General features: G+C 72.2%; 26 protein-coding genes, 1 tRNA gene and 1 pseudogene. 13 read left to right on the forward strand and 15 right to left on the reverse strand.

The window, feature by feature from the left end:
- Nucleotides 1-14: 14 nt before the first annotated feature.
- From IH61_RS41660 to IH61_RS0129515, 4 genes and pseudogenes are all read right to left on the reverse strand, one after another.
- Nucleotides 15-1,946: a recombinase family protein gene (locus tag IH61_RS41660; protein ID WP_078911491.1), complete on the reverse strand. Its 1,932-nt coding sequence runs from the start codon at nt 1,944-1,946 to the stop codon at nt 15-17.
- Nucleotides 1,942-2,427, reverse strand: a pseudogene (locus IH61_RS0129505) (endonuclease III domain-containing protein); the annotation flags it as partial. The pseudogene IH61_RS0129505 and the gene IH61_RS41660, both read right to left, overlap by 5 nt.
- A 283-nt stretch (nt 2,428-2,710) precedes the next feature.
- Entirely contained in the window at nt 2,711-3,358 is a 648-nt protein-coding gene (locus IH61_RS0129510) for a response regulator transcription factor (RefSeq protein ID WP_031075361.1), read from the reverse strand.
- Complete coding sequence (locus IH61_RS0129515; RefSeq protein ID WP_031075363.1) at nt 3,343-4,602, reverse strand: sensor histidine kinase; 1,260 nt, start codon at nt 4,600-4,602, stop codon at nt 3,343-3,345. Before IH61_RS0129515 ends, IH61_RS0129510 begins: the two co-directional genes overlap by 16 nt.
- Before the next feature lie 150 nt (nt 4,603-4,752).
- Here IH61_RS0129515 and IH61_RS0129520 point away from each other — a divergent pair, with 150 nt between their 5' ends.
- From IH61_RS0129520 to IH61_RS0129535, 4 genes are all read left to right on the forward strand, one after another.
- A complete protein-coding gene (locus IH61_RS0129520) occupies nt 4,753-5,190 on the forward strand; it encodes a hypothetical protein (RefSeq protein WP_031075364.1) in 438 nt (145 codons plus the stop codon).
- 230 nt (nt 5,191-5,420) lie between these two features.
- The gene (locus IH61_RS0129525) at nt 5,421-5,960 is read left to right on the forward strand and encodes a GNAT family N-acetyltransferase (protein ID WP_031075366.1); all 540 of its coding nucleotides are present in this window, start codon (nt 5,421-5,423) and stop codon (nt 5,958-5,960) included.
- A gap of 412 nt (nt 5,961-6,372) precedes the next feature.
- Nucleotides 6,373-6,705, forward strand: a complete 333-nt coding sequence (locus tag IH61_RS0129530; protein ID WP_158845406.1) for a hypothetical protein — start codon at nt 6,373-6,375, stop codon at nt 6,703-6,705.
- Nucleotides 6,702-8,051, forward strand: a complete 1,350-nt coding sequence (locus IH61_RS0129535; RefSeq protein WP_234327390.1) for a hypothetical protein — start codon at nt 6,702-6,704, stop codon at nt 8,049-8,051. The genes IH61_RS0129530 and IH61_RS0129535 overlap by 4 nt, the downstream gene beginning before the upstream one ends.
- Here IH61_RS0129535 and IH61_RS0129540 read toward each other — a convergent pair.
- Nucleotides 8,002-10,161: a tetratricopeptide repeat protein gene (locus tag IH61_RS0129540; protein ID WP_234327391.1), complete on the reverse strand. Its 2,160-nt coding sequence runs from the start codon at nt 10,159-10,161 to the stop codon at nt 8,002-8,004. The genes IH61_RS0129535 and IH61_RS0129540 overlap by 50 nt on opposite strands.
- 84 nt (nt 10,162-10,245) lie before the next feature.
- Nucleotides 10,246-11,460 (reverse strand): helix-turn-helix domain-containing protein, encoded by a 1,215-nt coding sequence (locus tag IH61_RS0129545; protein ID WP_031075373.1) that lies wholly within the window; start codon nt 11,458-11,460, stop codon nt 10,246-10,248.
- Between the two features lie 182 nt (nt 11,461-11,642).
- On the opposite strand from IH61_RS0129545, the gene IH61_RS0129550 reads away from it, so the two are divergent.
- From IH61_RS0129550 to IH61_RS0129565, 3 genes are all read left to right on the forward strand, one after another.
- Nucleotides 11,643-11,831 carry a hypothetical protein gene (locus tag IH61_RS0129550; RefSeq protein ID WP_031075374.1) on the forward strand — a complete coding sequence of 63 codons (189 nt, stop codon included), beginning with the start codon at nt 11,643-11,645 and terminating at the stop codon, nt 11,829-11,831.
- A gap of 341 nt (nt 11,832-12,172) precedes the next feature.
- A complete protein-coding gene (locus IH61_RS0129560) occupies nt 12,173-12,802 on the forward strand; it encodes an RraA family protein (protein WP_031075375.1) in 630 nt (209 codons plus the stop codon).
- 232 nt (nt 12,803-13,034) lie between these two features.
- Complete coding sequence (locus IH61_RS0129565; protein ID WP_030288117.1) at nt 13,035-13,709, forward strand: Crp/Fnr family transcriptional regulator; 675 nt, start codon at nt 13,035-13,037, stop codon at nt 13,707-13,709.
- Nucleotides 13,710-13,812: 103 nt separating this feature from the next.
- On the opposite strand, the gene IH61_RS0129570 is transcribed toward IH61_RS0129565, so the two are convergent.
- The 5 genes from IH61_RS0129570 to IH61_RS47300 all read right to left on the reverse strand — a co-directional run bounded on the left by IH61_RS0129570 (nt 13,813) and on the right by IH61_RS47300 (nt 16,467).
- Nucleotides 13,813-14,646: an MBL fold metallo-hydrolase gene (locus IH61_RS0129570; RefSeq protein WP_031075376.1), complete on the reverse strand. Its 834-nt coding sequence runs from the start codon at nt 14,644-14,646 to the stop codon at nt 13,813-13,815.
- Entirely contained in the window at nt 14,643-14,816 is a 174-nt protein-coding gene (locus IH61_RS47295; RefSeq protein WP_158845408.1) for a hypothetical protein, read from the reverse strand. The genes IH61_RS0129570 and IH61_RS47295 overlap by 4 nt, the downstream gene beginning before the upstream one ends.
- 82 nt (nt 14,817-14,898) lie before the next feature.
- Nucleotides 14,899-15,765, reverse strand: coding sequence for an NUDIX hydrolase (locus IH61_RS0129580; RefSeq protein WP_031075377.1), 867 nt, complete (start codon nt 15,763-15,765; stop codon nt 14,899-14,901).
- A gap of 79 nt (nt 15,766-15,844) precedes the next feature.
- A complete protein-coding gene (locus IH61_RS0129585; RefSeq protein WP_031075380.1) occupies nt 15,845-16,312 on the reverse strand; it encodes a RidA family protein in 468 nt (155 codons plus the stop codon).
- Nucleotides 16,309-16,467: a DUF4177 domain-containing protein gene (locus tag IH61_RS47300; RefSeq protein ID WP_158845411.1), complete on the reverse strand. Its 159-nt coding sequence runs from the start codon at nt 16,465-16,467 to the stop codon at nt 16,309-16,311. The genes IH61_RS0129585 and IH61_RS47300 overlap by 4 nt, the downstream gene beginning before the upstream one ends.
- 224 nt (nt 16,468-16,691) lie before the next feature.
- Here IH61_RS47300 and IH61_RS0129595 point away from each other — a divergent pair, with 224 nt between their 5' ends.
- On the forward strand, nt 16,692-17,765 hold the full coding sequence (locus tag IH61_RS0129595; RefSeq protein WP_051838329.1) for an ArsA-related P-loop ATPase: 1,074 nt from the start codon (nt 16,692-16,694) through the stop codon (nt 17,763-17,765).
- 68 nt (nt 17,766-17,833) lie between these two features.
- A complete protein-coding gene (locus IH61_RS0129600) occupies nt 17,834-18,988 on the forward strand; it encodes an ArsA family ATPase (protein WP_037973536.1) in 1,155 nt (384 codons plus the stop codon).
- Nucleotides 18,989-19,060: 72 nt separating this feature from the next.
- On the opposite strand, the gene IH61_RS0129605 is transcribed toward IH61_RS0129600, so the two are convergent.
- Nucleotides 19,061-19,384, reverse strand: a complete 324-nt coding sequence (locus IH61_RS0129605) for a WhiB family transcriptional regulator (protein ID WP_030240986.1) — start codon at nt 19,382-19,384, stop codon at nt 19,061-19,063.
- A 546-nt stretch (nt 19,385-19,930) separates the two neighbouring features.
- Here IH61_RS0129605 and IH61_RS0129610 point away from each other — a divergent pair.
- A complete protein-coding gene (locus tag IH61_RS0129610) occupies nt 19,931-22,060 on the forward strand; it encodes a transglycosylase domain-containing protein (RefSeq protein WP_234327392.1) in 2,130 nt (709 codons plus the stop codon).
- 85 nt (nt 22,061-22,145) lie between these two features.
- On the opposite strand, the gene IH61_RS0129615 is transcribed toward IH61_RS0129610, so the two are convergent.
- A complete protein-coding gene (locus IH61_RS0129615; protein ID WP_031075390.1) occupies nt 22,146-22,598 on the reverse strand; it encodes a GatB/YqeY domain-containing protein in 453 nt (150 codons plus the stop codon).
- A gap of 185 nt (nt 22,599-22,783) precedes the next feature.
- Here IH61_RS0129615 and IH61_RS0129620 point away from each other — a divergent pair, with 185 nt between their 5' ends.
- Together IH61_RS0129620 and IH61_RS0129625 are read left to right on the forward strand one after the other, a co-directional pair.
- Complete coding sequence (locus tag IH61_RS0129620; protein ID WP_031075392.1) at nt 22,784-23,728, forward strand: metallophosphoesterase; 945 nt, start codon at nt 22,784-22,786, stop codon at nt 23,726-23,728.
- 99 nt (nt 23,729-23,827) lie between these two features.
- Nucleotides 23,828-23,901 (forward strand) — tRNA-Pro (locus tag IH61_RS0129625).
- 116 nt (nt 23,902-24,017) lie between these two features.
- On the opposite strand, the gene IH61_RS0129630 is transcribed toward IH61_RS0129625, so the two are convergent.
- Nucleotides 24,018-24,920, reverse strand: a complete 903-nt coding sequence (locus tag IH61_RS0129630; protein WP_051838334.1) for an NAD(P)-dependent oxidoreductase — start codon at nt 24,918-24,920, stop codon at nt 24,018-24,020.
- 69 nt (nt 24,921-24,989) lie between these two features.
- On the opposite strand from IH61_RS0129630, the gene IH61_RS0129635 reads away from it, so the two are divergent.
- On the forward strand, nt 24,990-25,379 hold the full coding sequence (locus IH61_RS0129635; protein ID WP_031075396.1) for a MerR family transcriptional regulator: 390 nt from the start codon (nt 24,990-24,992) through the stop codon (nt 25,377-25,379).
- Between the two features lie 7 nt (nt 25,380-25,386).
- Here IH61_RS0129635 and IH61_RS0129640 read toward each other — a convergent pair.
- On the reverse strand, nt 25,387-25,596 hold a 210-nt coding region (locus IH61_RS0129640), incomplete at its 5' end, for a helix-turn-helix domain-containing protein (protein ID WP_158845413.1).

Here is a 25,596-nt window from a genome sequence, read left to right on the forward strand (position 1 = left end):
GTCCTGCCGAGCGCCTACTCGTGCCCGCCCTCCGAGTCATCCTCGACGCCGTCGTTCGGCCCGACCCACTTCAGCTCGACCCGGGGCTCGACGTCATACGCCTTCGTGCGCGAGTGGCCCCAGCGGCTGGCCGCCTTGGAGATCACGATCTGCCGGACGAAGAGGCTGACGAACGTCCGGCGGGCGTCAAGGTCAGCGTCGTGCCACCAGCTCTCCTCCCCCAGAGGATCGGCGGTCGGGTCAGCCGGCAGCCACTCCGACAGCGGCAGCACCACGTCGTCCAGTTCGTGCAGACCACCGAGGCGGACGTCGGCGGCAGCGATCCGGCCCTCGATCCGGGCCTTCTTTGCGAGGAAGCGCTCGCGGCCCATCCTGCCGCTGTAGACGTTCGCGTCGAGGTCGTCGTACAGCTCGCCCAACGCGCGTTCCGCGTCCACCCTCTCCGCGATCAGCGCATTGCGCTCGGCTGCCGTCGCCGGGTTCTCCTGCGACCGCGCGAAGGTCCTGGTGGCCTCGGCGATGACGGGCAGCACCTCGGGGTCGTCCTCGGCCGAGCGGATCAGCGCGAAGATCCGCCGGGCTACGTGCTCGTCCAGGTGCTTCAGCATGACGGCGTTACCGCCCTCGTGCTCGCCTTCCGTAGCAACGCCCGGCGCTCGGGTGCAGCGGTAGACGGGCTTGACCTTCGGGTCGGTGGCGGCGGCGTTCAGGCTGGTCATCGGGCGTCCGCACTCGCAGGTGAGGACCGGTTCCCTGTCCGTGTTCTTCAGGCTGGCCAGCAGGGACGTGCCGCGCGAGAGCCCCTGTCCGCGTCCACGGCCCGCGAGCCAGTCCTGCAGGTCGTACCACTCGTCGGGCGGGATGATCGGCTCGCAGATCATGATGGGGCGGCCCTCCTCGTCCCGGTTGATCCGGTAGCCCTCGACGGTCTTCGTCCTCGTGCCGTCCTCCTTCACCTTGTAGATCGTCTCGGCGCTCATGCCCGCGATGACCGGGTTGATCAGGATTCCCTTGAGGGTCCGGCTGTGCCACTGCGAGTCGGCGCGATCCTTGCCGATGCGCTGGCCCTTCGTCTCGACGCCGCGCACGTTCATGTCAGTGCAGATCCCCGACAGCGAACCCGGGTGTTTCTTCCCCGGCTTGATCGGCTTGTCCCTGTGGGCTTTGATCGTCGCCCAGACCTCTCGGAGGTTCTTCGTCTCGTCGTCCTCGTGGCGCAGAACGTAGATCACGAGCTTGCCGCGGATCTCCTTCTCCGCGCGGAGACCGTAGGTCGGGGCACCACCGAGCCAACTCCCCGCATCACGCTGGGCGGCCTTCACGTCCCGAACGGCCTCGCTCTTGTTCTGGGACTCCTGGTGAGCGGCGTCCAGGCGCATGATCAGATAGATCAGCGCCATGTTGTCCCCGGGCGGGAAGACGCCCTCCATCACGCTGACGATGGTGATCCCGAGCCGGTGCAGCTCCGTGACGACCGGGATCGCGTCCATCACCTCGCGCCGCGAGAACCGGCTGACGTTGTAGACGATGAGGACCTGGAAGAGGCCGGCCCGCGCGTCCGCGAGCATCCGCTCGAAGTCCTCGCGCTCCGCGTCCGGGTCCCAGCCGGAGATACCGATGTCCTCGTAGTGACGCCGGAAGGTGCCCCAGTTGGCCGACGCTTCCTCGTTCTTGTCCCGCTGGGTCTGCGGCGACGCCTCAGTACGGTCCGCCTTGGCAGAGGACTGCCGGACGTAGCTCACCACGATCCGGTTGACGGCGGCGATCAGCTCGGGGTCCACCTCGGCCGACTGGCGCGGGATGGTTCGTACAGGGGCGTTCACCCGGCCGAGTCTATCGACCTGATGTGCGAACCCCGTGAGCCTCCCCGAGGGCGCTGAGCTGGACGGTTGCCACCGGCCTTCAGGCCGCAGCTGCGAATTTCTGTCGTTCTGATGTGTGAACACCGAACGCGTTGCCCAGGACGACGTTGGCGGTCTTGCGGCCGACGCCGGGCAGGGTCACCAGGTCGGCGAGGCGGCCGGGGACCTCGCCGCCGAACTCGTCGCGCAGGGCGGCGGAGAGGCCGATCAGGGACTTCGCCTTGTTCCGGAAGAACCCGGTCGGACGGATGATCTCCTCCAGCTCCTCCGGGTTCGCCGCCGCCATGTCCTCGGGCGTCGGGTACTTCGCGAACAGGGCCGGGGTGGTCTGGTTGACCCGCAGGTCGGTGGTCTGCGCCGACAGCACGGTGGCCACCAGCAGCTGGAACGGGTTGTCGAAGTCCAGCTCGGGGTGCGCGTACGGATACAGCTCCGCCAGTTCCCGGTTGATCCTGCGCGCCCGCCGCACCATCGCCAGATGCGACTCCGGCTTCCTCGGTTTCACCGCCGCCTTCTTCACGGCCGGCTTCGGCGCCGCCGCCTTCCGGACCTTGCTCTCTGCCATGCGGGAAGGCTACGCCGAACCACAGGCCCTCTGGCGGCGGATCAGCCACAAGCCGCTCGCAGGAAGCACCGCGCCGCCAGTTGCGCCGATCCGCGCCGAAGTACGCCGGTTGGTACCAGGTAGCGCCCGATCTCGACTCACTGTCCGGGGCTACCCGGCAAGACGGGCCCCAGAGGAAGGAAACGGCCTGCGAAACACATCGACCTGGGGTGATGCCGTCGGCGCCCGGTGTTGAAACGGGGACCACCTGTGAAACACCGACTTGCGGTGGGGCCGAGGCGCGTCAGGGGTTGTTCAGGTAGGTGAGAACGGCGAGGACGCGGCGGTTGTTGTTGTCGTCATCGGTGATGCCGAGTTTGCCGAACAGGGAGGTGGTGTACTTGCTGATGGCACTTTCGCTGAGGAAGAGCCGTTGGCCGATGGCCTGGTTGGACAGCCCTTCGGCCATGAGGCCGAGCACGGAGTGTTCGCGTTCGGTGAGCCGTTCGAGCCGTCGGTACGAGGATCCGCTGGACAGTAGTTTGGCGATGACGGCCGGGTCCATGGCGGTCCCGCCGGCGGCGACGCGTTCCAGGGCGTCGATGAACTGACCGGCGTCGAAGACGCTCTCTTTGAGGAAGTAGCCGATGCCACCGGCGCCGTCGGCCAGGAGTTCGCGGGCGTACAACTGCTCGACGTACTGGGAAAGGATGAGGACCGGCAGCCCGGCCAGTTCGCTGCGGGCGGCAAGAGCCGCCCGCAGGCCCTCGTCCGACTGGGTCGGCGGCATGCGGACGTCGACGACGGCAACATCCGGCCGCCACGTCAACAGCGCATCCAGCGTCTCGGGTCCGGTGGCTGCGGTCGCCACCACCTGGTGTCCATATGCCTCGATGAGGCGAACCATCCCGTCACGCAGGAGGTAGAGGTCTTCGGCTACGACGATTCGCACGGCACCATCATCCTCATCCGGGTCGGGCCGCCTTCCGGACTGGTGATCTTTAGGGCGCCGTCGAAGACCGCGAAGCGGCGGCGCAGCCCCGCGAGTCCGCCGTCGGCTCGCAGGCCGGCTCCACCGCGGCCGTTGTCTTCGACATCGATGACGATGCCGGTGTCGTCCTGGGTGATGGAGATCCGGACCTGGGTCGCCCGGGCGTGCTTGGCCGCGTTGGTCAGCAGTTCGGCGATGGCGAAATACAGGGCGGACTCGATCGGCGGGTCCAGGCTGAGTTGAAGGTCTGCGCTGACAACCGCTTCGAGCGGGCTGTCCAGGGCAAGAGCGCGAACGGCATCGATGAGCCCGCGGTCGTTCAGCACGGGCGGGTTGATTCCCTGGACCAGTTCGCGGAGCTCGGTCAGTGACGCGATGGCACCGGCCCGCGCTTCCCGCATCAGCGTCCTGGCCTGGTCAGGGTCGGTTTCCATCAGCTTCTCCGCAGTCGCCAAAGAGAGCCCGAGCCCGACCAGGCGGGCCTGCGCCCCGTCGTGCAGGTCCCGCTCGATCCGGCGGATCTCGGCGGCCTGGGCGATCGTCGCATCCGCGCGCTGGGCAGTCAGCTCGTCCACCCGGTCCGCCAGTGCCATCGCGGGTGACGGGCGCAGGAAGCGGACGGCCACCGGCTCGACACACCGCCAGGCATACGGGGCGCCGGCGACGGCCACGACCAGGCCGAGCGCCCCGACGACGCGCGCGGCGGGCTCCGGTCGACCGAGCCCGAGGACCGCCACGACCACCCCGGCCGGCGGGAGGGACGCGACCACGCCCGCGGTGAGCGGCGCGATCGCCGTGAACCGGAGGTCGCGCCAGTTGGCGGGGTCGCTCCACCGGACCCGCCACTTCTGATCGAAGAGGGCATCGCGGCGGGTGCGCTCGTAGCCGAAGCCGTTCCACCAGTACCCGGTGGACATCCGCGTCACCGGCCCGGCCTGCCGGTATCCGGCGGGGATGACGGTGGCCGTCCACCTCGCGACGAGGAAGCGGACCATCCGGCAGACCGGGCGGGACAGGGCGGGCGTGCACCCGCACACCAGCACGACCGGGGCAACCCACGACCACGGGTTTCCCGCTCCCCACCAGATCCCCAGTGCCACGGCGGCGGCCCACACGGCCGGGACCAGCATGCTGATGACCGCCACGACGCACGCCCGTACGAACCCCACGCCGACGCGCGCCAGCCACGAACTCAGCTGTCTCATGATCTTCCTTCGCTTTCCGTCCGGTGCCCCCACTGTGCACCGCGCGGAGCCCGCTGCGGCCCTGGTGGGCCGAGGAGTGGGGCTGGCCCCACCCACCCGTGGGTCCAGACGGATACCGCGTCGGCCTGGCGCCTCTTAGCGTCGGTGAGCATGGAAACCAAGAAGCACACGACTGAGGCGGCACTCCTCAACGGCCCCCGCACCCAAGATGCCTTCGACACGGCGAAGAACAGCGTCAAGGTCTACGGCGCAATCAGCGCCGTCGCCCTCCTGGCGGTCATCGTGGTGTCGAGCGGCGGTCATATGGTGAACACGTTCATGTGGGTCCGGGCAGTCCTGCTGCCTGTAGTCGCCGTGCTGGTCTACCGGATGACCGTCTCCGCTTCCCGAGGATCTCGACGGGCCTTCGAGCGGGTGAGCGCCCTCGCCGTCATCATGCCGATCGCGATCATCGGCGTCGACCTGATCCCGGATGTCTGCCCGCTGTGGTACGCCGTGATGCAGGCCGTCTGCATGCCGCCCATCGTCCGAGTCGCGTTCATCACCCGCGGCTCCGCACTGCGCGCCGCCTTCCCCAAGTCACGCTGACCGGACGGGATGTCCTCCGCGGTGAGCGGCGAGACGACCAGCTCCCCGATCCGAGAACACCCTGGCGGCCATCGGCCCTCCCACCCCACTCGACCGACGCCGACGACGAGCACCACTACTACCCGGCCAGGCAAGGGGGACAGGCAAAAATCCCCGAACTCCGCTGGGCGGTAGCAGTCCCGAGGAAAATGGATTGCTTGGGGACCGCAGTCCACCGTTGGCTTGGCAACATGACTGAACTGCGTACCGATCGCCTCATCCTCCGTCGATGGCAGGACTCTGACCTTGAACCGTGGGCAGCGATGAATGCCGATCCCGAGGTCCGGGAGCACCTGTGTGACCTGCTGACCCGTGAACAGAGCGATGCCTCCGTGGCAAGGTTCCAGACAGCGTTCGACGAGCGAGGTTACGGGTGGTGGGCGGTCGAAGTATCGGCGACCGGCGAGTTCATCGGCTTCGCAGGCTTGGACCAGGTGGATGACGGCATGTCGTTCACGGGGGTGGAGATCGGTTGGAGGCTCGCTCGTTCAGCCTGGGGCCAGGGCTACGCTACCGAGGCCGCCGTGGTGGTCCTGTCCTTCGGCTTTGAGGCCCTTGGACTCCCCGAGATCCTGGCGGTAACGACAGCCACCAACCTCCGTTCCCAGGCGGTCATGCGCCGGATCGGCATGACGCGAGATCCCGCTGACGACTTCGACGACCCCACCGCGCCCGAGGGACCGTTGCGCCGGAATGTGCTGTATCGGATCGCCCTGGGTACGAAGATGTGACGCTCCGCGTTCGGTCGCCTGATCACGCGGCGAGAGCGGGTCTGGCCGCCCCAGCGGAGGCCCTTCTCGCTGCGGACACGGGCCCGTTCGCGGCGCTGAAGCCGCCGGCGGGCTGAGGCTGTCCTCATGGGCCCGCGTTGTCCAGCCCTCTCCAGATCGCGGGCGGCAACGGACATGCCGATGTGCTTCCGGCTGCACCACCATGGCAGGCAACGGCATTCCTGCCGCACCGAACGCGTTACCGAGGGCCGGTGGCGCCGCTTCCGGATGCTCCGTACGCTCCAAGATCGAAACGGATCGGCGGGCGTGAGGGCTGGAGGAGGAGGGCGTGGGGGAGGACGCGAGGCGGTGGGTCCGCGTGCCGGTCGGGGCGGAGGCGCAGCGGTGGGCCGCGAGGGGGCGGTGCCGGAGGGTGCTGCTGGTCGTCCACAACGTGACCTCGGCGACCCGGCTGCTGGACGTGCTGCCGCTGTTCCGGGACGACCTGCGGGTGCAGGTGCTGGCGACCTGCACGGGGTCGTCGCCGTTCCAGGCGGGGGTGGCGGAGCTGCTCGAGGCGACGGGGGTGCCGGTCCTGCCGTGGGAGCAGGCGCTGGCGACTCCGGTGGACCTGGCGATCTCGGCCAGTTACGGCGGCCAACTCGACGAGATACAGGGGAAGTTGGTCGTACTGTCGCATGGCGTTGGATACAATAAGAAGCTCACCACACCGGACACCGGACACCGGACACCGGACACCGGGTGACGGGGGTCTTCGGCCTCGGGCCTGAATGGGTCCTCTCCGGGGGCACGCCGGTCGCGGACGCCATGGTGTTCTCCCACCCCGAACAGATCGACCGCCTCGCCGAAGCCTGCCCCGAGGCGCTGCCGACCGCCGTCCTCGCCGGCGACCCCTGCTACGACCGCATCCTCGCCGCCCGCCACCACCGCGACCGCTACCGCCGCGCCCTCGGCGTCCACCCCGGCCAGCGGCTCGTCCTGCTGAACTCCACGTGGAACCCCACGGGCCTGTTCGGCGACGCCGGCCCCGAGGACGTCCTCCCCCTCCTCCTGCCCCGGCTGACCTCCGAACTGCCCGCCGACGAGTACCGGGTGGCCGCCGTCCTCCACCCCAACATCTGGCACGGCCACGGCCCCGGCCAGGTCCGCCTCTGGCTCGACCGGGCCCGCCGCGCGGGCCTCGCCCTCGTCGACCCCGTCGACGGCTGGCGCCAGGCCCTCATCGCCGCCGACCTCGTCCTGGGCGACTTCGGGTCCGTCAGCTACTACGCGGCCGCCCTCGGCACCCCCGTCCTGCTCGGCGCCGCCCACCTGGACGGCCTCGGCGAAACCTCCCCGGTCGCCGCCTTCGTCCGTACCGCGCCCCGCCTCGACCCGTACGGCGTGCTGCTGCCCCAGTTGGAGAAGCTGCTCGCCGAACACCGCCCCCTGCCGGGGCCCGCCGAGTCCACCACCTCGGCGCCCGGCCGGTCGGCGGCGCTGCTGCGCGGCCTGTTCTACCGGCTGATCGGCATCCCCGAACCGCCCGGCCCCGCGCTGCTCGACCCGCTGCCGCTGCCCCCGTACGAACCGCCGCTGCGCACGGCGCCGCTGCGCGTGCTCACCCGCACCGCCGCGGACGGCGCCATCGCCGTGCAGCGCTTCGCGGACCCCCGCTACGAGCCCGAGGGCGAGGCCGAGGAAGCGGAGAGCCACCTCGCCGTGCACGAGGACACCCTCGACCCGGGCGCGCTGGACCTCGCCGACGTCATCCTCCGGTACGGCGCGGCCGACGACCCGCGTCTGGGACCGCCGTACGCCTGGGCGGCCGAGGTGCTCGCCCGCCACCCCGGCGCCTCGCTGGCCGCGTACGTCACCGGGCCGCGCGAGTGCCAGGTGCTGCACCGCGACGGGCTGCGGCTGCACCTGTCGGCGGAGGGGGACGCGGAGGGGGACCCGGCCGACCCGGCCGCGTACGCCTCGGCGCTGCACGCCCAGCTGTCCGCCCACCCGTACCCCCAGGACACGCTGACGGTTCGGACCGGGGCGGGCGTTCAGCGGGTCAGCGTGGTTCCGGCGTGCACCGATCGCGGAGGTCGGCCAGGTAGGTGAGGTGCGCGGTGGCGTTCTCCCGGCCCAGCAGTGCCACGGCCCGGTCGATCAGCGGGAGGGCGGCGGCGGGGTCGGACTCGGCGATCCGGAGCTCGGCGAGGTCCGTCAGCACCCGGGCCGTGTTGTAGCCCTCGCCGCTCCCCTGGAAGAAATCCAGTGCCGTGCCCAGCCGTTGCACCGCCTCCTCGAAGCGCGACAGGCCCCGCAGGGCGCGGCCCCGGTGGCGTTGCAGCAGGGCGCGGGCGCGCGGCAGGTCGGCCGCGCCCTCTCCGTCCGGGCCGATCCGGTCGAGCAGCCGATCGGCCTCCTCGAAGCACTCCAGCGCCGACTCGAAGCGCCACTGCCGCAGCCGCAGCAGGCCGAGCGACTCGACGGCCGTCGCCCGGCCGCGGGTGTGCCCCGCCAGGGCCTCGTCCTCGGCCGCCGCCCGCAGCTCGCGCTCGGCCTCCTCGTCCTGCATCGACTCCATCAGCGCGAAGGCCAGTTGGACGTGCATCCGCCCGGCCGTCCGGGTGCCGGGGCAGTGCCGGGCGGCCGCCCTGGCCCCGGCGCGCAGTGCGGGCAGCAGCGCCTCGTGGCCGCCCGCCTTGAGCTGGACGGCCCAGAGCGCCTCGACGCTCTGCCAGACGAGGTCGTCGTGGCCGAACTCCTCGGCGGCGATCACGGATTCGACCAGGTTGCCCGACTCGGCCACCAGCGCGGCGACGGCCGCACCCGCGTCCTCGTACGCGCCGGGGCCGAGCTCGTCGTAGAGCGGACCGAGGTGCCAACGCTCCTTCAGGGCCGCGTAGTCGGCGCGCACGGCGAAGCGCAGGTACCAGTCCACCGTCCGGCGCACGGCCGCCGCGCAACCCGCCAGGCCGTCCTCACGGGCGGCGGCCTCCTCCGCGTGGGCGCGCACCGCCGGGCGGTGGCGGTAGCGGCCGTCGCCGGTGTCCTCCAGCAGCTGCAGCTCGGCGAGTTCGGCCAGCAACAGCTGTGCCCGCTCCTCCTCCACGCCCGCCGCCGCGGCCGCCGCACCCGCGCCGAAGGCGGGCCAGGGCCGCAGGGCGCACAGACGGTAGAGCCGGGCCGCGTCCGGTTCGAGGCGGCGGTACGCCTCCTCCGCCGCCGCCCGCACCGGCGGCAGTTCGCCCGGCGCGGCGGCGGGCGAGGCGCTCGTCAGGTACGGCGCCATGGCGCGCAGGGCGAACGGGACTCCCCCGCACCGCCGCAGCAGCGAGGGGAGCGAAGCCTTGGCCTCCGTCATGACCTCGCGGCCGGCGAGGAGGGTCAGCAGACGCCTGGCGTCCTTGTCGGACAGCGGGCCGACCGGGACGGTGACGGCGTCCAGCCCGGTGAGCGGGCGGCGGGCGACCACCACGGTGAACACCCCGGGCGCGCCCGTGATCAGCGGCCGCACCTGGGCGGCCGACTGCGCGTGGTCGAGCACGACCAGCAGCCGGCGCTCGGCGAGCAGCGTGCGCAGGCGGTCGACGCGGCCTTCGAGGGTGAGCGGGACGTCGTCGGCGGCCGTGCCGAGCCGCAGCAGGAACTGCCGCAGGACGGTGGCGGCGGTCGGGGCCGTGCTCGCCGAGCCGCCCCGCAGGTCCGCGTACAGAGTGCCGTCCGGGAACGACTTCGCCCGGAGACCGCCCCAGTGGAACGCGACGGCGCTGGTGCCGATGCCCTCCGGGCCGTGCAGGACGGCCACCTTGGGGAGTCCGTCCAACTTGCGGGTGGCCTCGCGGTCGAGGAGGGCCAGCGGATCCTTCCGGTCGGTGAAGTAGCGCGTCGAGGCCGGGAGCTGGCGCGGCACGCCCTGCGCCGCCGACCCGCCCGTACCCGTGCCGCTCATCAGCGCGACCAGCGCCCGGGCCTGCTCGGGGCTGCGGCGGGCCTCCGCCACCAGGAGCGCCGCGACGGCCTCCCGTTCGGCCTGACCGGCGGGCGCGGGAACCTCGCGGCCCATCATCCGGGCCACCGCCGCGCCCGTCGTCTCCCAGAGCCGCTTGCCCGCTTCGTTGGCCATGCTCGTGCCGGCCGCCGTCAGGAAGGCCGTCACCGCCGTCAGCGACAGCGCGTCCACCACACCACACCCCCGGTCGTACGTGGCGCAGGAGTTCGCCACCGCCCAGCCTGTTGCGTCCGGTTCAACCGTATCCTGCCTGGGCGGTTCGCCCGGGCGAACCGCCTTTCCGGGCAACGGAACTGACTAGCCGCTGCGCTTGCTCCAGCGGCTGGCGCCCGGCGGGTAGTCGTAGCCGGGACGGCCGGTGGCGGCGCTGGTGCGGAAGGACGTGCCGGAGTCGTCGATGCGCAGGGTTCCGTGGCGGCCGCCGCTGGACCAGTCGAGGGTCAGCTCCCAGCGGACGTCGTGGGCCTTGGTGTGCGCGATGACGTAGAAGACCTCCGGGTCGGACTCGCTGACCGTGTACGGGAAGGCGCGCTGGCCGTGGCCGGGGGCGAGCGCCGGACTGCCCCGGTCGAGGTCCACCTCGAAGGACTTGGTGTCGGCGACGCCGCCGCAGCCCACGCCCATCGCGTAGTCGTTCCAGGCCAGCGGCGCGGACTTGGAGACGACCCGTACGTGCAGGGCCTCCAGGACGACGGTCTCGGCGCCGGTGCCCTGCACGGTCAGGGCGACCATCTGCTCGTCGGAGGAGACCGCGCCGTACTCGCCCGCCCAGCGCCGGGCGTCCGACTCGGCCGCGGGCGGGCCGACCTGGCCGGGCTCGCGACGGACGAGGAAGTGCTGGCTGCACGGGTCGGAGTAGGCGTACGGGCGGGTGCGCACGGTGAGCGGGGCGGGGCCGTCGTCGGGCTCCGGCGTGGTCGGGGTGGCGGTGGGGGTCGGGGCCGGGGCCGAGGAGGGGGTGGCTGCCGGTGCGTCCGGGGTGGTGGGGTCGGTGGCGGGCGCCACCGTCGCGGCGGCCTCCGCGGCGCCGCCGTCGCCCTTCGGGGTCGGGCGGACGGCGAGCACCACCGCCGCCGCCAGGACGACCACCGCCGCCGCGGAGGCGATCAGCGCCCTGCGGCGGCGGCGCGAGGCGGTGGGCGCGGGCGCGGGCTCGGGCTCGGGCGCTGCAACGGGCGCTGCAACGGGCTCGGGGGCAGAAGCCGGCTCGGGCTCCGGTGCGAGCGCCCCCGCCGGCCTCCGTCCGCGCCCCGCGTCCGCCAGGATCCACTGCCGGTGCAGCTCCACCAGCTCGTCCGGCGTCGCCCGGCACGCCCGGGCCAGCCGCTCCACGGGCGAGAACTCGTTGGGCACCGCCGTCCCGTTGCAGTACCGGTGCAGCGTCGACGTGCTCATGTGCAGCCGCTTGGCGAGCGTCCCGTAGCTCAGCCCCGAACGTTCCTTGAGGCCGCTGAGCAGCTGCGAGAACTCCGTCGCCCCCTCGGCTCCCGTGCTCCCTGTCTCCCCCGACACCCCGCGCCTCCGATCGTCCGGTGTCCCGTTCCAGCGTTCCAGGCCCGGCCGTTTCCCCAGGTCAGACCCCGTAACGGCGTTCCAACGTACCGAGTTCACCGTCGACCGTAGCGGCCGGGACGAACCACGTCACAAGCTTCGGTCATCCCAGCGCCACACCGTAACCAGAGGAACCCGCCGACATGCCCAGCACCCGCACCCGCCGTCTGGCCGTCGCCTCCGCCACCGCCGTCGCGGCGCTCTCGCTGACCGCCTGCGCCGGGAGCGGGGGCGCGGGCCCCGAGGCCGCCCGCCGGGGCGCGGCGCCCACCTCGGCCACGGCCCCGGTGCACCACCTGGTGAAGCACCTCGTGCGTTCCCTCCCCCGGTGACCTCCGCCGACCACACCCCGCACCGAAGCCCGCACCGAACCCTGCACCGAACCGACCCGTCCGACCCCGTCCGGCCCCGTCCCGTCCCGATCCGCACCGAACCGACCAGGGAGTCACCAGCATGAGCAGGATCGCCCGCCTCGTCACCGCCTTCGCCGGCGCCGCCCTCCAGGTCGCCATCCTCGGCGCCACGGACACCTTCGCCCCCGAGGCCGGGGTCCGCCGACGCCGCTGACCTCCTCCTCCCTCCTCCCTCCTCCTCGCCCGAGCCCTCCGTCTCCTACTCTGCGATGCTGATCAGCCGATCCGATCAGCTCCGATCAGAGGGGGAACACACCGCCATGAGCGAGACCATCGACGAAGACTTCCGGGCCGTCCCGACCACCACCCTGGCCGACGTCCTGGGCCGTGCCCAGGTGATGGACATCGGCATCCGCCCGCTGTGGACCGGCGGCCCCCGGGTGGCCGGGCCCGCGTTCACCGTCAAGTGCCCGCCCGGCGACAACCTGATGCTGCACGCCGCGATCTACCGGGCCGAGCCCGGCTCGGTGATCGTCGTCGAGTCCGGCGACCTCGACTACGCGCTGGCCGGCGGCAACGTCTGCGCCGTCGCACAGCGCCGGGGCGTCGCCGCCTTCGTCGCGGACGGCCTGATCCGCGACCTCGGCGAGGTCCGGGAGCTCGGCTTCCCGGTGTACGCCCGGGGCGTGATCCCGATCCCCGGCGCCAAGGAGGCCCTGGGCACCCACGGCGAGGAGGTGCTCTGCGGCGGCACCTCGGTCGCGGCGGGCGACATCGTGGTGGCCGACGAGGAGGGTGTGGTGGTCGTGCCCGCCGCCCGGCGCGCCGAGGTGCTGGCCGCCGCGCGGGCGAAGCTGGCCAAGGAGGCCGCCGAGACCCTGGACGACTGGGAGGCCGCCCACCGCGCCCGGATCGACCGCAACCTCGCCGACCTGGGCTTCACCGGCTGAGCGGCGGCGGCCCGTCCGCCGTTCGATCGCGACGACCACATGTTCGCCCCCGGAGGTCCGGCGGGCGCCGTACACGGTGACCCGCCGGTACGAATGGCCCCGCGCAGCACACCTCCGCACACCCCCTCCTCATATGATCGGAGCGACATGCGCCATGCTTGGTGATGCAGAACACTGAACGGAACTTGCGCCGGACGGCACACCCGCCCGAAGGCCGAGAAGGAGGAAGCACGTGGACGACGTTCTGCGGCGCGCCGCACTCTTCGCGGCACTCGACGACGAACAGGCCGGCGAGCTGCGCGCTTCCATGACCGAGGTCACCCTCGCCCGTGGTGAGTCGCTGTTCCACGAGGGCGACCCGGGCGACCGGCTGTACGTCGTCGCCGAGGGCAAGGTCAAGCTGCACCGCGCCTCCCCGGACGGCCGCGAGAACATGCTCGCCGTCCTCGGCCCCAGCGAGATGATCGGCGAGCTGTCGCTGTTCGACCCGGGCCCGCGCACCGCCACCGCCAGCGCGCTGACCGAGGTCAAGCTGCTGGGCCTGGGCCACGGCGACCTGCAGCCCTGGCTGCACGCCCGCCCCGAGGTCTCCATCGCGCTGCTGCGGGCCATCGCCCGCCGTCTGCGCCGGACCAACGACGTGATGTCCGACCTGGTCTTCTCCGACGTGCCCGGTCGCGTCGCCAAGGCCCTGCTGGACCTCTCCCGCCGCTTCGGCGTGCAGTCCGAGGAGGGCATCCACGTCGCCCACGACCTCACCCAGGAGGAGCTGGCCCAGCTGGTCGGCGCCTCCCGCGAGACGGTCAACAAGGCGCTCGCCGACTTCGCCGGCCGCGGCTGGCTCAAGCTGGAGGCCCGTGCGGTCGTCCTGCTGGACGTCGAGCGGCTGTCGCGGCGCTCGCGCTGACGCGCCGCCCGTAAGGAGCCTCGAAGGGCCGGTCCCCCACGGACCGGCCCTTCGGCGTTCGGGCCGACTGCTCCGTCTGCCTCGCTCCGTCAGCCCTGCTCCGTCAGCCCTGCTCGGGGATCAGCCCGTGCTCGCGCAGGTAGTCCAGCTGGGCCCGCACCGACAGCTCGGCGGCAGGCCACAGCGTCTTGTCCACGTCCGCGTACACCCGGGCGACCACGTCGGCGGGGGTCGCGCAGCCCGCCTCCACGGCGGTCTCCACCTGGGCGAGCCGGGCGGCCCGGTGGGCCAGGTAGTAGTCGACGGCGCCGAGGGCGTCCGCCAGCACCGGGCCGTGTCCGGGCAGGACGGTCCGTACGCCGTGGTGGGAGGCCATCGTGTGCAGGTGGCGCAGCGAGTCCAGGTAGTCGCCGAGCCGCCCGTCCGGGTGGGCGACCATCGTGGTGCCCCGGCCGAGCACGGTGTCCCCGGTGAGGATCGCGCCGTCCTCCGGCAGGTGGAAGGTCAGCGAGTCCGAGGTGTGGCCGGGGGTGGCGACCACCCGCAGGTCCAGGCCCCCGACGTCCAGGCGCTGGCCGCCGACCAGGCCCTCGGAGCCCAGCCGGTGCGCCGGGTCCAGGGCCCGCACCTCGGTGCCGGTCAGTTCGGCGAAGCGGGCCGCGCCCTCCGAGTGGTCGGGGTGGCCGTGGGTGAGTAGGGTCAGTGCGATGCGCTGACCGCGCTCCTCGGCGAGGTCGATCACCCGGCGCAGGTGGCCCTCGTGCAGCGGCCCCGGGTCGATCACCACGGCGAGGTCCGAGCCGGGCTCGGCGAGCAGCCAGGTGTTGGTACCGTCCAGCGTCATCGGCGACGGGTTCGGCGCCAGCACGCACAGCGCCCGAGGCGTGGCCTCGCCCCCGATCGCGGCGGCGGGGTCACCCGGCAGAATTCCGGTCACCGGCCGCCCTCGCTGACGCGGTGCAGGGCCCGTAGCGGCAGGGCCCGGACGAGGGCGCGCTGGGCGACCTCGACGAACGGGACCGGCTGGGCGTCGCCCGGGCTGCGGGAGTTCAGGCGGCGGGCGGGCAGTTCGGCGGCGATCCGGCGAACCACGTCGTTGTGGGCCATCGGGCGTCGTCCTTTCTGTTCGGCGGTCACGTCTGTTCGGTGTTCACGGCATCGGAAACTCACGGCCTCAGGGGGAGAACGTTCAGGAGTCCTCGGGAAACTCCCCGTCGATGGTCAGTTCTTCGTACCCCGGCCAGCGCACGGTCATGTGGTCCCCGCGCACCTCGGCCCGGCCGAGCACCGGCTCCACCGTCCGGTCCGCCGCCGCGGCCAGCGCCTCGGCGGCGCTGCGGGCGAAGGACAGCTCGCGCAGGACGGTGACGGTCGGCGGCAGCATGCCGAACCGGCCCTCCGCGTGGCCCCGGACGGCCTCGGCCGGGGTGAGCCAGGCGACGCGGTCGGCCTCGCCGACCTCCAGGGCCGCGTCCTGGCCGGGCGGCAGCGCGGCGACGAAGAACCAGGTGTCGTACCGGCGCTCCTCGAACTCCGGGGTGATCCAGCGGGCCCAGCCGCCGAGCAGGTCGCTGCGCAGCACCAGGCCGTGGTCGCGGAGGAACTCGGCGAAGGAGAGCTCGTGCGCCTCCAGCGCGGCCCGCTCGGCGGACCAGTCGCGGGGCGCGGCCACGCTCCCGGCGTCCGGGCCGGCCAGCAGCACGCCGGCCTCCTCGAAGGTCTCGCGGACCGCCGCGCAGACCACCGCCCGCGCCGTCCGGGCGTCCACGCCGAGGCGGTCGGCCCACTGCTCGGGCGTCGGGCCGGCCCAGCCGGTCTCGACCTCGGCGTCGCGCGGGTCCACCCCTCCGCCCGGGTAGGCGTACATGCCGGCCGCGAAGGCCATCGACGTGCGCCGGCGCAGCAGGTACGCCTGCGGGCCGTCCGCCGCGTCGCGCAGCAGCACGACGGTCGCGGCGAGCCGGGGCTCGGGCGGGGTCAGCACGCCGGAGTCGACCGCCCGGATGCGGGCGGGCCAGCCGGGCGGCATCGGGAGCGTCGTCGCTCGATGGTCCATGCCCGGATGCTAAGCGCACGGAGGCGGGGTTGGACAGGGCCGGATCCCCGCCTCCGTGATCACGATCGGATGATCGGAATCAGGCTGCCTTGACGCGCACCTGGATCTCGACCTCCACGGGAGCGTCCAGCGGCAGCACCGCGACGCCGACGGCGCTGCGGGCGTGCACCCCGGCCTCGCCCAGGACGCGGCCGAGCAGCTCGCTGGCGCCGTTGATCACGGCCGGCTGGCCGGTGAAGTCCGCGGCGGAGGCGACGAAGCCGACGACCTTGACGACCTGCTCGATCAGGTCGAGGTCACCGATCACCGACTTCACGGCGGCCAGGGCGTTCAGCGCACAGGTCTGCGCCAGCTCCTTGGCCTCCTCCGGGGAGACCTCGGCGCCGACCTTGCCCGTGGTCGGCAGCTTGCCGCCGACGACCGGCAGCTGGCCGGAGGTGAAGACGAACTCGCCCGCGCGGACGGCCGGCACGTACGCGGCGACCGGGGCGGCCACCGGCGGGAGGGTCAGGCCCAGCTCCGCGAGCTTCGACTCGACGGCGCTCATGCGCGCTTCTCCCGCTTGAAGTAGGCCACCAGCTGCTCCGGGTTCGGGCCGGGCACGACCTGGACCAGCTCCCAGCCGTCCTCGCCGAAGTTGTCCAGGATCTGCTTGGTGGCGTGCACCAGCAGCGGCGCCGTCATGTATTCCCACTTGGTCATGGCCAGACTCTAGACGAGCGGTCGGCGTGCGGGGTCGGCGCACGGGGTCGGCGTGTGAGGTGGAGCACAAAGCGGGCATGATCTGGGCCTGGCACCCCAGGGGCTCCGGGCATCCGGCACGGTCCCTGGTTACCCTCGCGGGAGGGCACTGCCGTGCGGACGACGCGGCGGCGAGGCCCGTGACTCGGAACCGACGGAACCGACGGAGCGGACGGAGACGGAGCGTGGCACGCACCCCCGGCCAGGCGGCCCGGCGCGATCCCGACTGGGAGGGCGTCCGACTGCACGTGGTCAGCGGCAAGGGCGGCACCGGGAAGACCACGCTGGCCGCGGCGCTGGCACTGGCGCTCGCCGCGGACGGCGGGCGGGTGCTCCTGATCGAGGTCGAGGGCCGCCAGGGCATCGCCGAACTCTTCGGGATCGCCGCCCTGCCGTACGAGGAGCGGCGGATCGCCTCCGTCGCGCGCCCCCAGCTGGGCCTGCCCGCCGGGGAGGGCGCCCCGGGCGAGGTGTTCGCGCTGGCGATCGACACCGAGCTGGCGCTGCTCGAGTACCTGGAGATGTTCTACAAGCTCGGCCGGGCCGGAAAGGCCCTGCAGAAGGTCGGGTTCGTCGACTTCGCCACCACCATCGCGCCCGGCGTCCGGGACGTCCTGCTCACCGGCAAAGCCTGCGAGGCGTCCCGGCGCAAGGGCCCGGACGGGCGGCGGCGCTACGACGCGGTGGTGATGGACGCGCCGCCGACGGGCCGGATCACCCGCTTCCTGAACGTCAACTCCGAGGTCGCCGGCCTGGCCAGGATCGGCCCGATACACACCCAGGCGCAGGCGGTGATGCGGGTACTCAAGTCGCCGGAGACGGCCGTGCACCTGGTCACCCTGCTGGAGGAGATGCCCGTGCAGGAGACCGTCGACGGCATCGAGGAGCTGCGCGAGGCGAAGCTCCCGGTGGGCGGGGTGATGGTCAACCTGGTCCGGCCGCCGGTGCTGGACGCGGCGGCGGTGGCCGCGGTGGACGGCGACCACCGCGAGGACGTCGCCCTGGCCCTCGGCGAGGCCGGGCTGGGCGGGCGCTCCCGCAAGCCGGACACCATCCGGGCGGCGGTGGAGCCACTGCTCGACCCGCTGCTGGAGCAGGCCAGGGAGCACGCCGAGCGGGTCGAGCTGGAGCGCGCGCAGCGCGCCGACCTGCAGCGGCTTCGGCTCCCCACGTACGAACTGCCGCTGCTGGGCGAGGGCGTGGACCTCGGCGGGCTCTACCGGCTGGCGGGCGAACTCAAGCGGCAGGGGGCGGCGTGAGCGGCGCGAACAACGGCAACGGCGGGCACGGCTCGAACGGCAGCAATGGCGCGAACAGCGGGAACGGCGTGCGGAGCACCGGCAGGCGGCTCGCCGTGGACGGGCTGATCGACGACCCGAAGACCAGGATCATCGTCTGCTGCGGCTCCGGCGGCGTCGGCAAGACCACCACCGCCGCGGCGATCGGCCTGCGGGCCGCCGAGCGCGGCCGCAAGGTCGTGGTGATGACCATCGACCCGGCCCGGCGGCTGGCCCAGTCGATGGGCCTGACCGAGCTCGACAACACCCCCCGGGTGGTCAAGGGCGTCGCCGGTGACGGCGAGCTGCAGGCCATGATGCTCGACATGAAGCGGACCTTCGACGAGGTCGTGCTCGCCCACTCCGAGCCGGAGCGGGCCCGCGCGATCATGGAGAACCCCTTCTACCAGTCCCTGTCGGCCGGCTTCGCGGGCACGCAGGAGTACATGGCGATGGAGAAGCTCGGGCAGCTGCGCGCCGCCGAGGAGTGGGACCTGATCGTCGTCGACACCCCGCCCTCCCGCTCGGCACTGGACTTCCTGGACGCGCCCAACCGGCTCGGCTCCTTCCTCGACGGCCGGGTGATCCGCATCCTGACCGCCCCCGCCAAGGTCGGGGGCCGCAGCGCGATGAGGTTCCTGAACGCCGGCATGGGCCTGCTCACCGGCACCCTCGGCAAGATCTTCGGCGCCCAACTGCTCACCGACGTCCAGACGTTCGTCAGCGCGACGGACTCGATGTTCGGCGGCTTCCGGGAGCGCGCCGACCGCACGTACCAGCTGCTGAAGGCGCCGGGCACGGCGTTCCTGGTGGTGGCGGCCCCGGAGCGGGACGCGCTGCGCGAGGCGGCGTACTTCGTCGACCGGCTCGCCGCGGACCGGATGCCGCTGGCCGGGCTGGTGCTCAACCGGGTCCACGACACGGGCGCGCCGCAGCTCACCGCGGAACGGGCGCTGGCCGCCGCGGAGGCGCTGGAGGAGAACGGGTCGGAGCACTCGTCGCCGGAGGCCGAACTGCTCGCGGCGGGGCTGCTGCGGCTGCACGCCGAGCGGATGCAGATCATGGGGCGCGAGCGCCGTACCCGCGACCGCTTCGTCTCGGTGTACCCGGACGTGCCGATCGTCGAGGTGGCCGCGCTGCCCGGCGACGTGCACGACCTGGAGGGGCTGCGCGAGATCGGGGGCCGGCTCGGCGGGTCCGCGTGAGTGGTGTCCGGGCCAGGTGATGTCCGAGCCAGGTGGTGTCCGGGCCAGGTGATGTCAGGCCCGGGGTGGGGCTCAGCCCGCCTGGGCGTAGTCCGTCAGTATCACGCCGGTCGCCAGGGACTCCTCGTACTCCGTACGGGCCGTCTCCAGCAGCCTGCGCCACGAGATGACGGTCGGGCGGCGGCGCAGCAGCGCCCGGCGCTCCCGTTCCGTCATGCCGCCCCACACCCCGAACTCGACCCGGTTGTCCAGCGCGTCCGCCAGGCACTCCGTACGGACGGGGCACCCGCTGCACACCGCCTTGGCGCGGTTCTGCGCCGCCCCCTGGACGAACAGTTCGTCCGGATCACTCGTGCGGCAGGCGGCCTGCGCACTCCAGTCGTCAACCCAGCCCATGCCGGCGCCGTCCTCTCCCGATGATTCGAGGCTCCCCCACGGCGGCAACGGCATATTCACCGTTGCCAGTTGAGGACGTTACGGAAGAACGACAGCTTGCAACAGCCCCTTCGGGCTCAATCTCGAATGACCCGATTGGACTATGGGTATCGGTCAGCTCACTCGTTGGAGTGATCGCAGGTCGCAAGGCTTGCCAGGTGTGGCGCCCGCACTCTCGCCACGCACGTCATCACGGAGCGCTACGGTTCACACGGGTACAGCAGGCCACAGCTGCCTCAAAATCCCCCGAATTTCGGGCAATTCAGGCAAGTCTCCCCACTCACAAGAGTGAATGATGTTGACGCACCGAAGCTGTCGCAAGCTTGTGACAAGCCTAGGCGAACACCTGCCCCGGTGTGCGGGATTCCGCGACGTAGGGTTCTCCCCATGGCACCGAACCGCTCCCAGGCCCCCCAGCCCCCAGGAAACAGCGGAGCTCCGCGCCGCAAGAGCAGCGGATCACCGTTGGACTTCGCCGGCCACGGCATGAAGTTCCTAGGAGTCAGCGTGCTCTCCGGAGTACTGCTGGCCGGGCTCGTCCTGCCCGCGGTCGGCGCCATCGGTCTCACCGCCAAGGACACGGCGGAGAGCTTCGACAACATCCCCGACGACTTCAAGACCCCGCCGCTGACCCAGGCCACCCAGATCTTCGACGCCAAGGGCGGCCTGATCGCCAAGGTCTACGAGCGCGACCGCCTCAAGGGCATCCTGCGCGCGCTCGGCAAGAACGCCGAGACCGGCACCAACTCGCAGGGCGCCTCGACGCTGACCCAGCAGTACGTGAAGAACGTCAACGTCGAGAAGGCCGGCGAGGACCAGTCGGCCGTCCTGGAGGCCCAGCGCAAGACCCTGGGCCGCAAGATCCAGGAGCTCAAGGTCGCGATCAAGCTGGAGGAGGACCTGACCAAGGACCAGATCCTCACCAACTACCTCAACATCACCTTCTACGGCCACCAGGCGTACGGGGTCGAGTCCGCCTCCCAGAGGTACTTCAGCAAGAGCAACAAGGACCTCACGGTCGCCGAGGCCGCCACCCTCGCCGGGATAGTGCAGAACCCGTCGTCCTACGACCCGGTGCGCTACCCCGAGAACACGGTCAAGCGCCGCAACGTCGTGATCGACAAGATGCTCGAGAACAAGCACATCACCGACGCCCAGGCGAAGGAGGCGAAGGCCGCCCCGCTGGGACTGAAGTACAAGGACCCGCAGAACGGCTGCATCACCGCCCAGGCCGGCATGGGCTTCTTCTGCGACTACGTGCGCCACGTGATCAAGCAGGACCCGGTCTTCGGCAAGAGCGCCGACGAGCGCAAGAAGCTCTGGAACACCGGCGGCCTGAACATCTACACCACGCTGGACCCGGACAAGCAGGCCGCCGCGCAGAACGCCGTCACCAAGAAGGTCTTCGTGACCGACCCGGTGTCGGCCGCCGCGACCATGATGGAGCCCGGCACCGGCAAGATCCTCGCGATGGCCCAGACCCGCCCGTACGGCCTGGACAAGAACAAGAACCAGACCGTCGTCAACCTGAACGTCGACGCGGCGATGGGCGGCGGCAACGGCTTCCAGACCGGTTCGACGTTCAAGCCGATCCTGGCCGTGGCGGCCCTGGAGTCGGGCATGTCGCCCACCCAGCCGTTCGCGTCCGAGAACAAGATCGATTACCCCAACATGTCCACCTGCGAGGGCACCTGGAAGAACATCCCGAAGCCGGGCGACCCCAAGGCTTCGGTGAAGAACGAGCAGGCCAGCGAGGTCGGCCCGTACCAGCTCAAGGAGGCCATGGCGCGCTCCGTCAACACGTACTTCGTGGAGATGGAGCAGCAGGTCGGCCTCTGCGCGATGAAGCAGATGGCCAACAAGCTGGGCATCACCCAGTCCGCCGGGGGTGACGCCTTCAAGGAGGTGCCCTCGATGGTCCTGGGCACCATGGAGCTCTCCCCGCTGACCATGGCGAACGTCTACGCGACCTTCGCCGCCCGCGGCAAGTACTGCACCCCGATCGCGATCAACAAGATCACGACCGTCGACGGCAAGGACGTGAAGGTCCCGCAGACGCAGTGCAGCCAGGCGTTCTCGGAGAACACGGCGGACGCGCTCAACACCGTCCTGCTCAACGTGACCGAGAAGGGCACCGCCGCCGCCCTCCAGCTCGACGACGGCCGCAAGATCGCCGGCAAGACCGGTACCACCGACGAGAAGAAGGCCGCCTGGTTCAGCGGCTACACCCCGTCGCTGGCCACCTCCGTCTGGCTCGGCGGCCCCGACGGCGGCGTGAAGATGAAGAACATCACCATCGGCGGCAAGCCCTTCACCGAGGTGTTCGGCGCCGACGGCCCCGGCCCGATCTGGCAGATGGCGATGAACCAGGCCCTCAAGGGCACCCCGCAGGAGCCGATCCAGACCATCAACATCCCGGACCCGCAGCCGGCCACCCCGCCCCCCGGCGCCACCCCGCCGGCCGACCCGAACCAGCCGCAGCCCGGCGGCAACCCGCCGCCGCCGCCCGGCAACGGCGGCCCCGGCAACCCCGGCGGCGTGATCGGCGGCGGGTTCACCCTCCCGCCGGGCGTCATCGGCGGCCCCGGCGGCCCCGGCGGCAAGCACGGCGGCGGCGGCAACGGGGGGAACGGCTGAGGCCGTCCGTCTCACCGGACGATGAAGGGGCGCCCCCCGAGCACGGCTCGGGGGGCGCCCCTTTTCATGTCCTGTCGTTCGGCTGTCAGCCCAGCGCGGCCTTGACGGCCGCGGCGACCCGGCCGCCCTCCGCCAGCCCGTCCACCTTCGGACGCACCAGCTTCATCACCGCGCCCATCGCCTGCGGGCCGCTCGCCCCGCTCTCCGCGACGGCGGCGGCCACGATCGCGGCCAGCTCCTCGTCCGAGAGCTGCTTGGGCAGGTAACCCGCCAGCACCTCGCCCTCCGCCCGCTCCCGGGCCGCCTGCTCGGTGCGGCCGGCGCCGTCGAAGGCCGTGGCCGCCTCCCGGCGCTTCTTCGCCTCCCGGCCGATCACCTTGAGCAGCTCGTCGTCCGAGAGCTCGCGCTTCTCCCGGCCCGCCACCTCCTCGCTGGTGACGGCGGCCAGCGTGAGCCGGATGGTGGACGAGCGCAGCTCGTCCCGGTCCCTGATGGCAGCCGTGAGGTCCTCCTGCAGCTGCGCCTTGAGCGTGGTCATGGCCGCAAGTCTCCCACCTGCGGCGTTCCGGCGCCCGGCATTAACGCCCGCCGCCTCCCCGGGTGGGGCCCGTCCAGGTCCGGGCGGGCCGGGCGGGCCCCGGGCGGGCCTGTGCACGCCCCGTGCACGCCCCGTGCACTCCCCGGGCGGTCACCGGCTGATCCCCCGTCTGAGACCATGGAGCGATGCGACCGCTGTACTCCGTCCCCCTCGGTGTCGCCGCCGTCGGCGCCGCCTGCCTCGCCTACTCCGTCGGGTACGAGGTCCGATCCTTCCGGCTCCGCCGCGTCGAGATCCCCGTCCTGCCGCACGGCGCCCGACCGATCCGCGTGCTGCAGGTCTCCGACATCCACATGGTGAGCGGGCAGGGCAAGAAACAGCGCTGGCTCCAGAGCCTCGCCGGCCTGCGCCCCGACCTCGTCGTCAACACCGGCGACAACCTCTCCGACCCCCACGGCGTCCCGGCCACCCTGGACGCGCTCGGGCCGCTGATGGACTTCCCCGGCGTCTACGTCTTCGGGTCCAACGACTACTACGGCCCCGCCCCCAAGAACCCGGCCCGCTACCTCCAGGCCCTGCGCAGCGGCGTCCACGGCATGAACAACCCCGACGGCACCGCCAACACCGGCGTCGTCGGCGCCGTCCACAACCCCTGGGAGAAGCTCCGCGACGGCTTCGACGCCGCCGGCTGGCTCGACCTGACCAACGCCCGCGGCCGCCTCACCGTCAACGGCCTCGACCTCGAGTTCACGGGCCTCGACGACCCGCACATCCGCCGCGACCGCTACTCCGCGGTCGCCGGCGGCCCCTCCGCCGACGCCGACCTCTCCCTCGCCGTCGTCCACGCGCCCTACCTGCGCGTCCTCGACGCCTTCACCGCCGACCGCTACCCGCTGATCCTCGCCGGACACACCCACGGCGGCCAGCTCTGCATCCCCTTCTACGGCGCCCTCGTCACCAACTGCGACCTCGACACCGACCGCGTCAAGGGCCTCTCCACCCACACCGCCGGCGGCCGCCGCGCCCACCTCCACGTCTCCGCCGGCTGCGGCACCAACCGCTACACCCCCGTCCGCTTCGCCTGCCCCCCCGAAGCCACCCTCCTCACCCTCACCCCGGCCCCCCGCTGACCCACCCGGACGCCCGCCCGAAACCGGATTTCGTGTCTCGGCGAGCGTCCGGTAGAGTTCTACTCGTTGCGACGGAGACGGAGCGACAAACCGCAGGACCGGGGTGTGGCGCAGCTTGGTAGCGCGCTTCGTTCGGGACGAAGAGGCCGTGGGTTCAAATCCCGCCACCCCGACCCAGTAACACCAGCTCAGGGCCGGTAATCCGCAAGGGTTACCGGCCCTGACTGCTTTTCCCGGGGCTCTCGGGAGAATCCTGGGAGAAAGCCGCCGGGAAACCTTCTCCCAGGGGCTACTCCTGAGGCGCGGTGAGCAGGTCCACCAGGGCGGAGACACCGGCCGGGCCATGGCCGGCGGTGACGGCGCGGCGGGTGAGGGCGAGGGCGGCGTCCAGGACGGAGGTGTCCAGGCCGCGGGAGCGGGCGGTGTGGGTGACGTGGGCCAGGCCGGCCGCGGCGGAGGCGAGGGTGCTGCGGTCGCCCGGGTGGTGGTGGGTGTCGGCGCGGTGGGCGAAGTCCTCGATCAGGGGCGGCAGCAGGAGCGGCAGGCCCTGGGCGTAGGGGGCCAGTTCGGCGCCGGTGATGCCCTCGGCGCGGGCGAGTGCGAGGGCGTGGACGTAGCCGTGGACGGTGGTCCAGAAAAGGTCCAGTACGGCCGTGTCGAAGGCGGCGGCCCGTCCGGGGTCCTCGCCCACGTGGCGTACGGTGCCGAGGGACGCGAGCGTCTCCTGGTGCGCGGCGAAGGTCTCGGCGGGGCCGCTGAACAGGACGATGGCCTCGGGGCGGCCGATGGTCCCGGTCGGGGTGAGGATCGCGGCGTCGAGGAGGCGGTGTCCCCGGTCCTCGGCGTCGGTGGCGTTGGCGCGGGCGTCGTCGGGCGTGAGGGAGGTGGCGTTGACGACGGTCCGGCCGCGCAGGGCCGGGCCGGCGGCGTCCAGGACGGTCCGGGCGGCCTCCTGGTCGCGGACGCAGAGCAGGACGAGCGGCGCGTCGGCAACCGCCTCCGCGGGGCTCGCCGCCGAACGGGCGCCGAGAGCGAGCGCCTCGGTGTCGCGGCCCGGCGTGCGGTTCCACACGGTGGTCGGATGGCCGGCCGCGAGGAGCGCCCGGGCCAGCGCCCGGCCCATCGGGCCCAGGCCGAGAACGGCAACGGTGATACGGGAAGGGGTGATTGAGGAAGATCGTTGGTTCGGCACGGCGTTTACGCTAGAGCTTCACGTCGGCGTCAGAGTCAAGCCCGTGCCGGACCACGGAAGGTGCCCGTCATGCGAATCGGAGAGCTCGCCCGTCGCACCGGGGTCACCCCGCGCGCGCTGCGCTACTACGAGGAACAGGGGCTGCTCACCCCCGAACGCCGCCCCAGCGGCTACCGCGAGTACGCCGAGCGGGACGTGGACGCCGTCCACGGCATCCGCACCCTCCTCGCCGCGGGCCTCAACAGCGCCACCATCGCCGAGATCCTCCCCGGCCTCCCACCTCCCGGCCGCCGCCGCCCCGGCCCGACCTGCCCGGAACTCCTCACCGTCCTCGCCCGCCAACGCGCCCGCATCACCCACCAGATCGACGAACTCACCACCGCCCGCGCTCTCCTGGACCGCATCACCGACTCCGCCGCCCCGAGCGACGCCATCCGCGCGGCACGGACGGCGGGCTGAGACGGGGTCAGGTGGTGGGGAGGAGGGTGGTGGGGAGGTCGGTGCGGGAGGTGATGCCGAGTTTGGGGTACGCCTTGTAGAGGTGGTGGGCGACGGTGCGGGGGCTGAGGAAGAGCTGGGCGGCGATGTCGCGGTTGGTGAGGCCCTGGGCGGCCAGGCGGGCGATCTGGAGTTCTTGGGGGGTCAAGGGGGTCAAGGAGGTCAGGGGGGATACGGG

This window comes from Streptomyces sp. NRRL WC-3742 (assembly GCF_000720635.1).
Taxonomy (GTDB): Bacteria; Actinomycetota; Actinomycetes; order Streptomycetales; family Streptomycetaceae; genus Kitasatospora.

What these genes read in the sequence shown, in the direction of transcription:
- IH61_RS0129515 (WP_031075363.1), bottom strand. Translation starts at nt 4,602, where the DNA reads ATGAGACAGCTGAGTTCGTGGCTGGCGCGCGTCGGCGTGGGGTTCGTA.
- IH61_RS0129520 (WP_031075364.1), top strand. Translation starts at nt 4,753, where the DNA reads ATGGAAACCAAGAAGCACACGACTGAGGCGGCACTCCTCAACGGCCCC.
- IH61_RS0129525 (WP_031075366.1), top strand. Translation starts at nt 5,421, where the DNA reads ATGACTGAACTGCGTACCGATCGCCTCATCCTCCGTCGATGGCAGGAC.
- IH61_RS0129550 (WP_031075374.1), top strand. Translation starts at nt 11,643, where the DNA reads ATGCCCAGCACCCGCACCCGCCGTCTGGCCGTCGCCTCCGCCACCGCC.
- IH61_RS0129560 (WP_031075375.1), top strand. Translation starts at nt 12,173, where the DNA reads ATGAGCGAGACCATCGACGAAGACTTCCGGGCCGTCCCGACCACCACC.
- IH61_RS47295 (WP_158845408.1), bottom strand. Translation starts at nt 14,816, where the DNA reads ATGGCCCACAACGACGTGGTTCGCCGGATCGCCGCCGAACTGCCCGCC.
- IH61_RS0129580 (WP_031075377.1), bottom strand. Translation starts at nt 15,765, where the DNA reads ATGGACCATCGAGCGACGACGCTCCCGATGCCGCCCGGCTGGCCCGCC.
- IH61_RS0129585 (WP_031075380.1), bottom strand. Translation starts at nt 16,312, where the DNA reads ATGAGCGCCGTCGAGTCGAAGCTCGCGGAGCTGGGCCTGACCCTCCCG.
- IH61_RS47300 (WP_158845411.1), bottom strand. Translation starts at nt 16,467, where the DNA reads ATGACCAAGTGGGAATACATGACGGCGCCGCTGCTGGTGCACGCCACC.
- IH61_RS0129605 (WP_030240986.1), bottom strand. Translation starts at nt 19,384, where the DNA reads ATGGGCTGGGTTGACGACTGGAGTGCGCAGGCCGCCTGCCGCACGAGT.
- IH61_RS0129615 (WP_031075390.1), bottom strand. Translation starts at nt 22,598, where the DNA reads ATGACCACGCTCAAGGCGCAGCTGCAGGAGGACCTCACGGCTGCCATC.
- IH61_RS0129620 (WP_031075392.1), top strand. Translation starts at nt 22,784, where the DNA reads ATGCGACCGCTGTACTCCGTCCCCCTCGGTGTCGCCGCCGTCGGCGCC.
- IH61_RS0129635 (WP_031075396.1), top strand. Translation starts at nt 24,990, where the DNA reads ATGCGAATCGGAGAGCTCGCCCGTCGCACCGGGGTCACCCCGCGCGCG.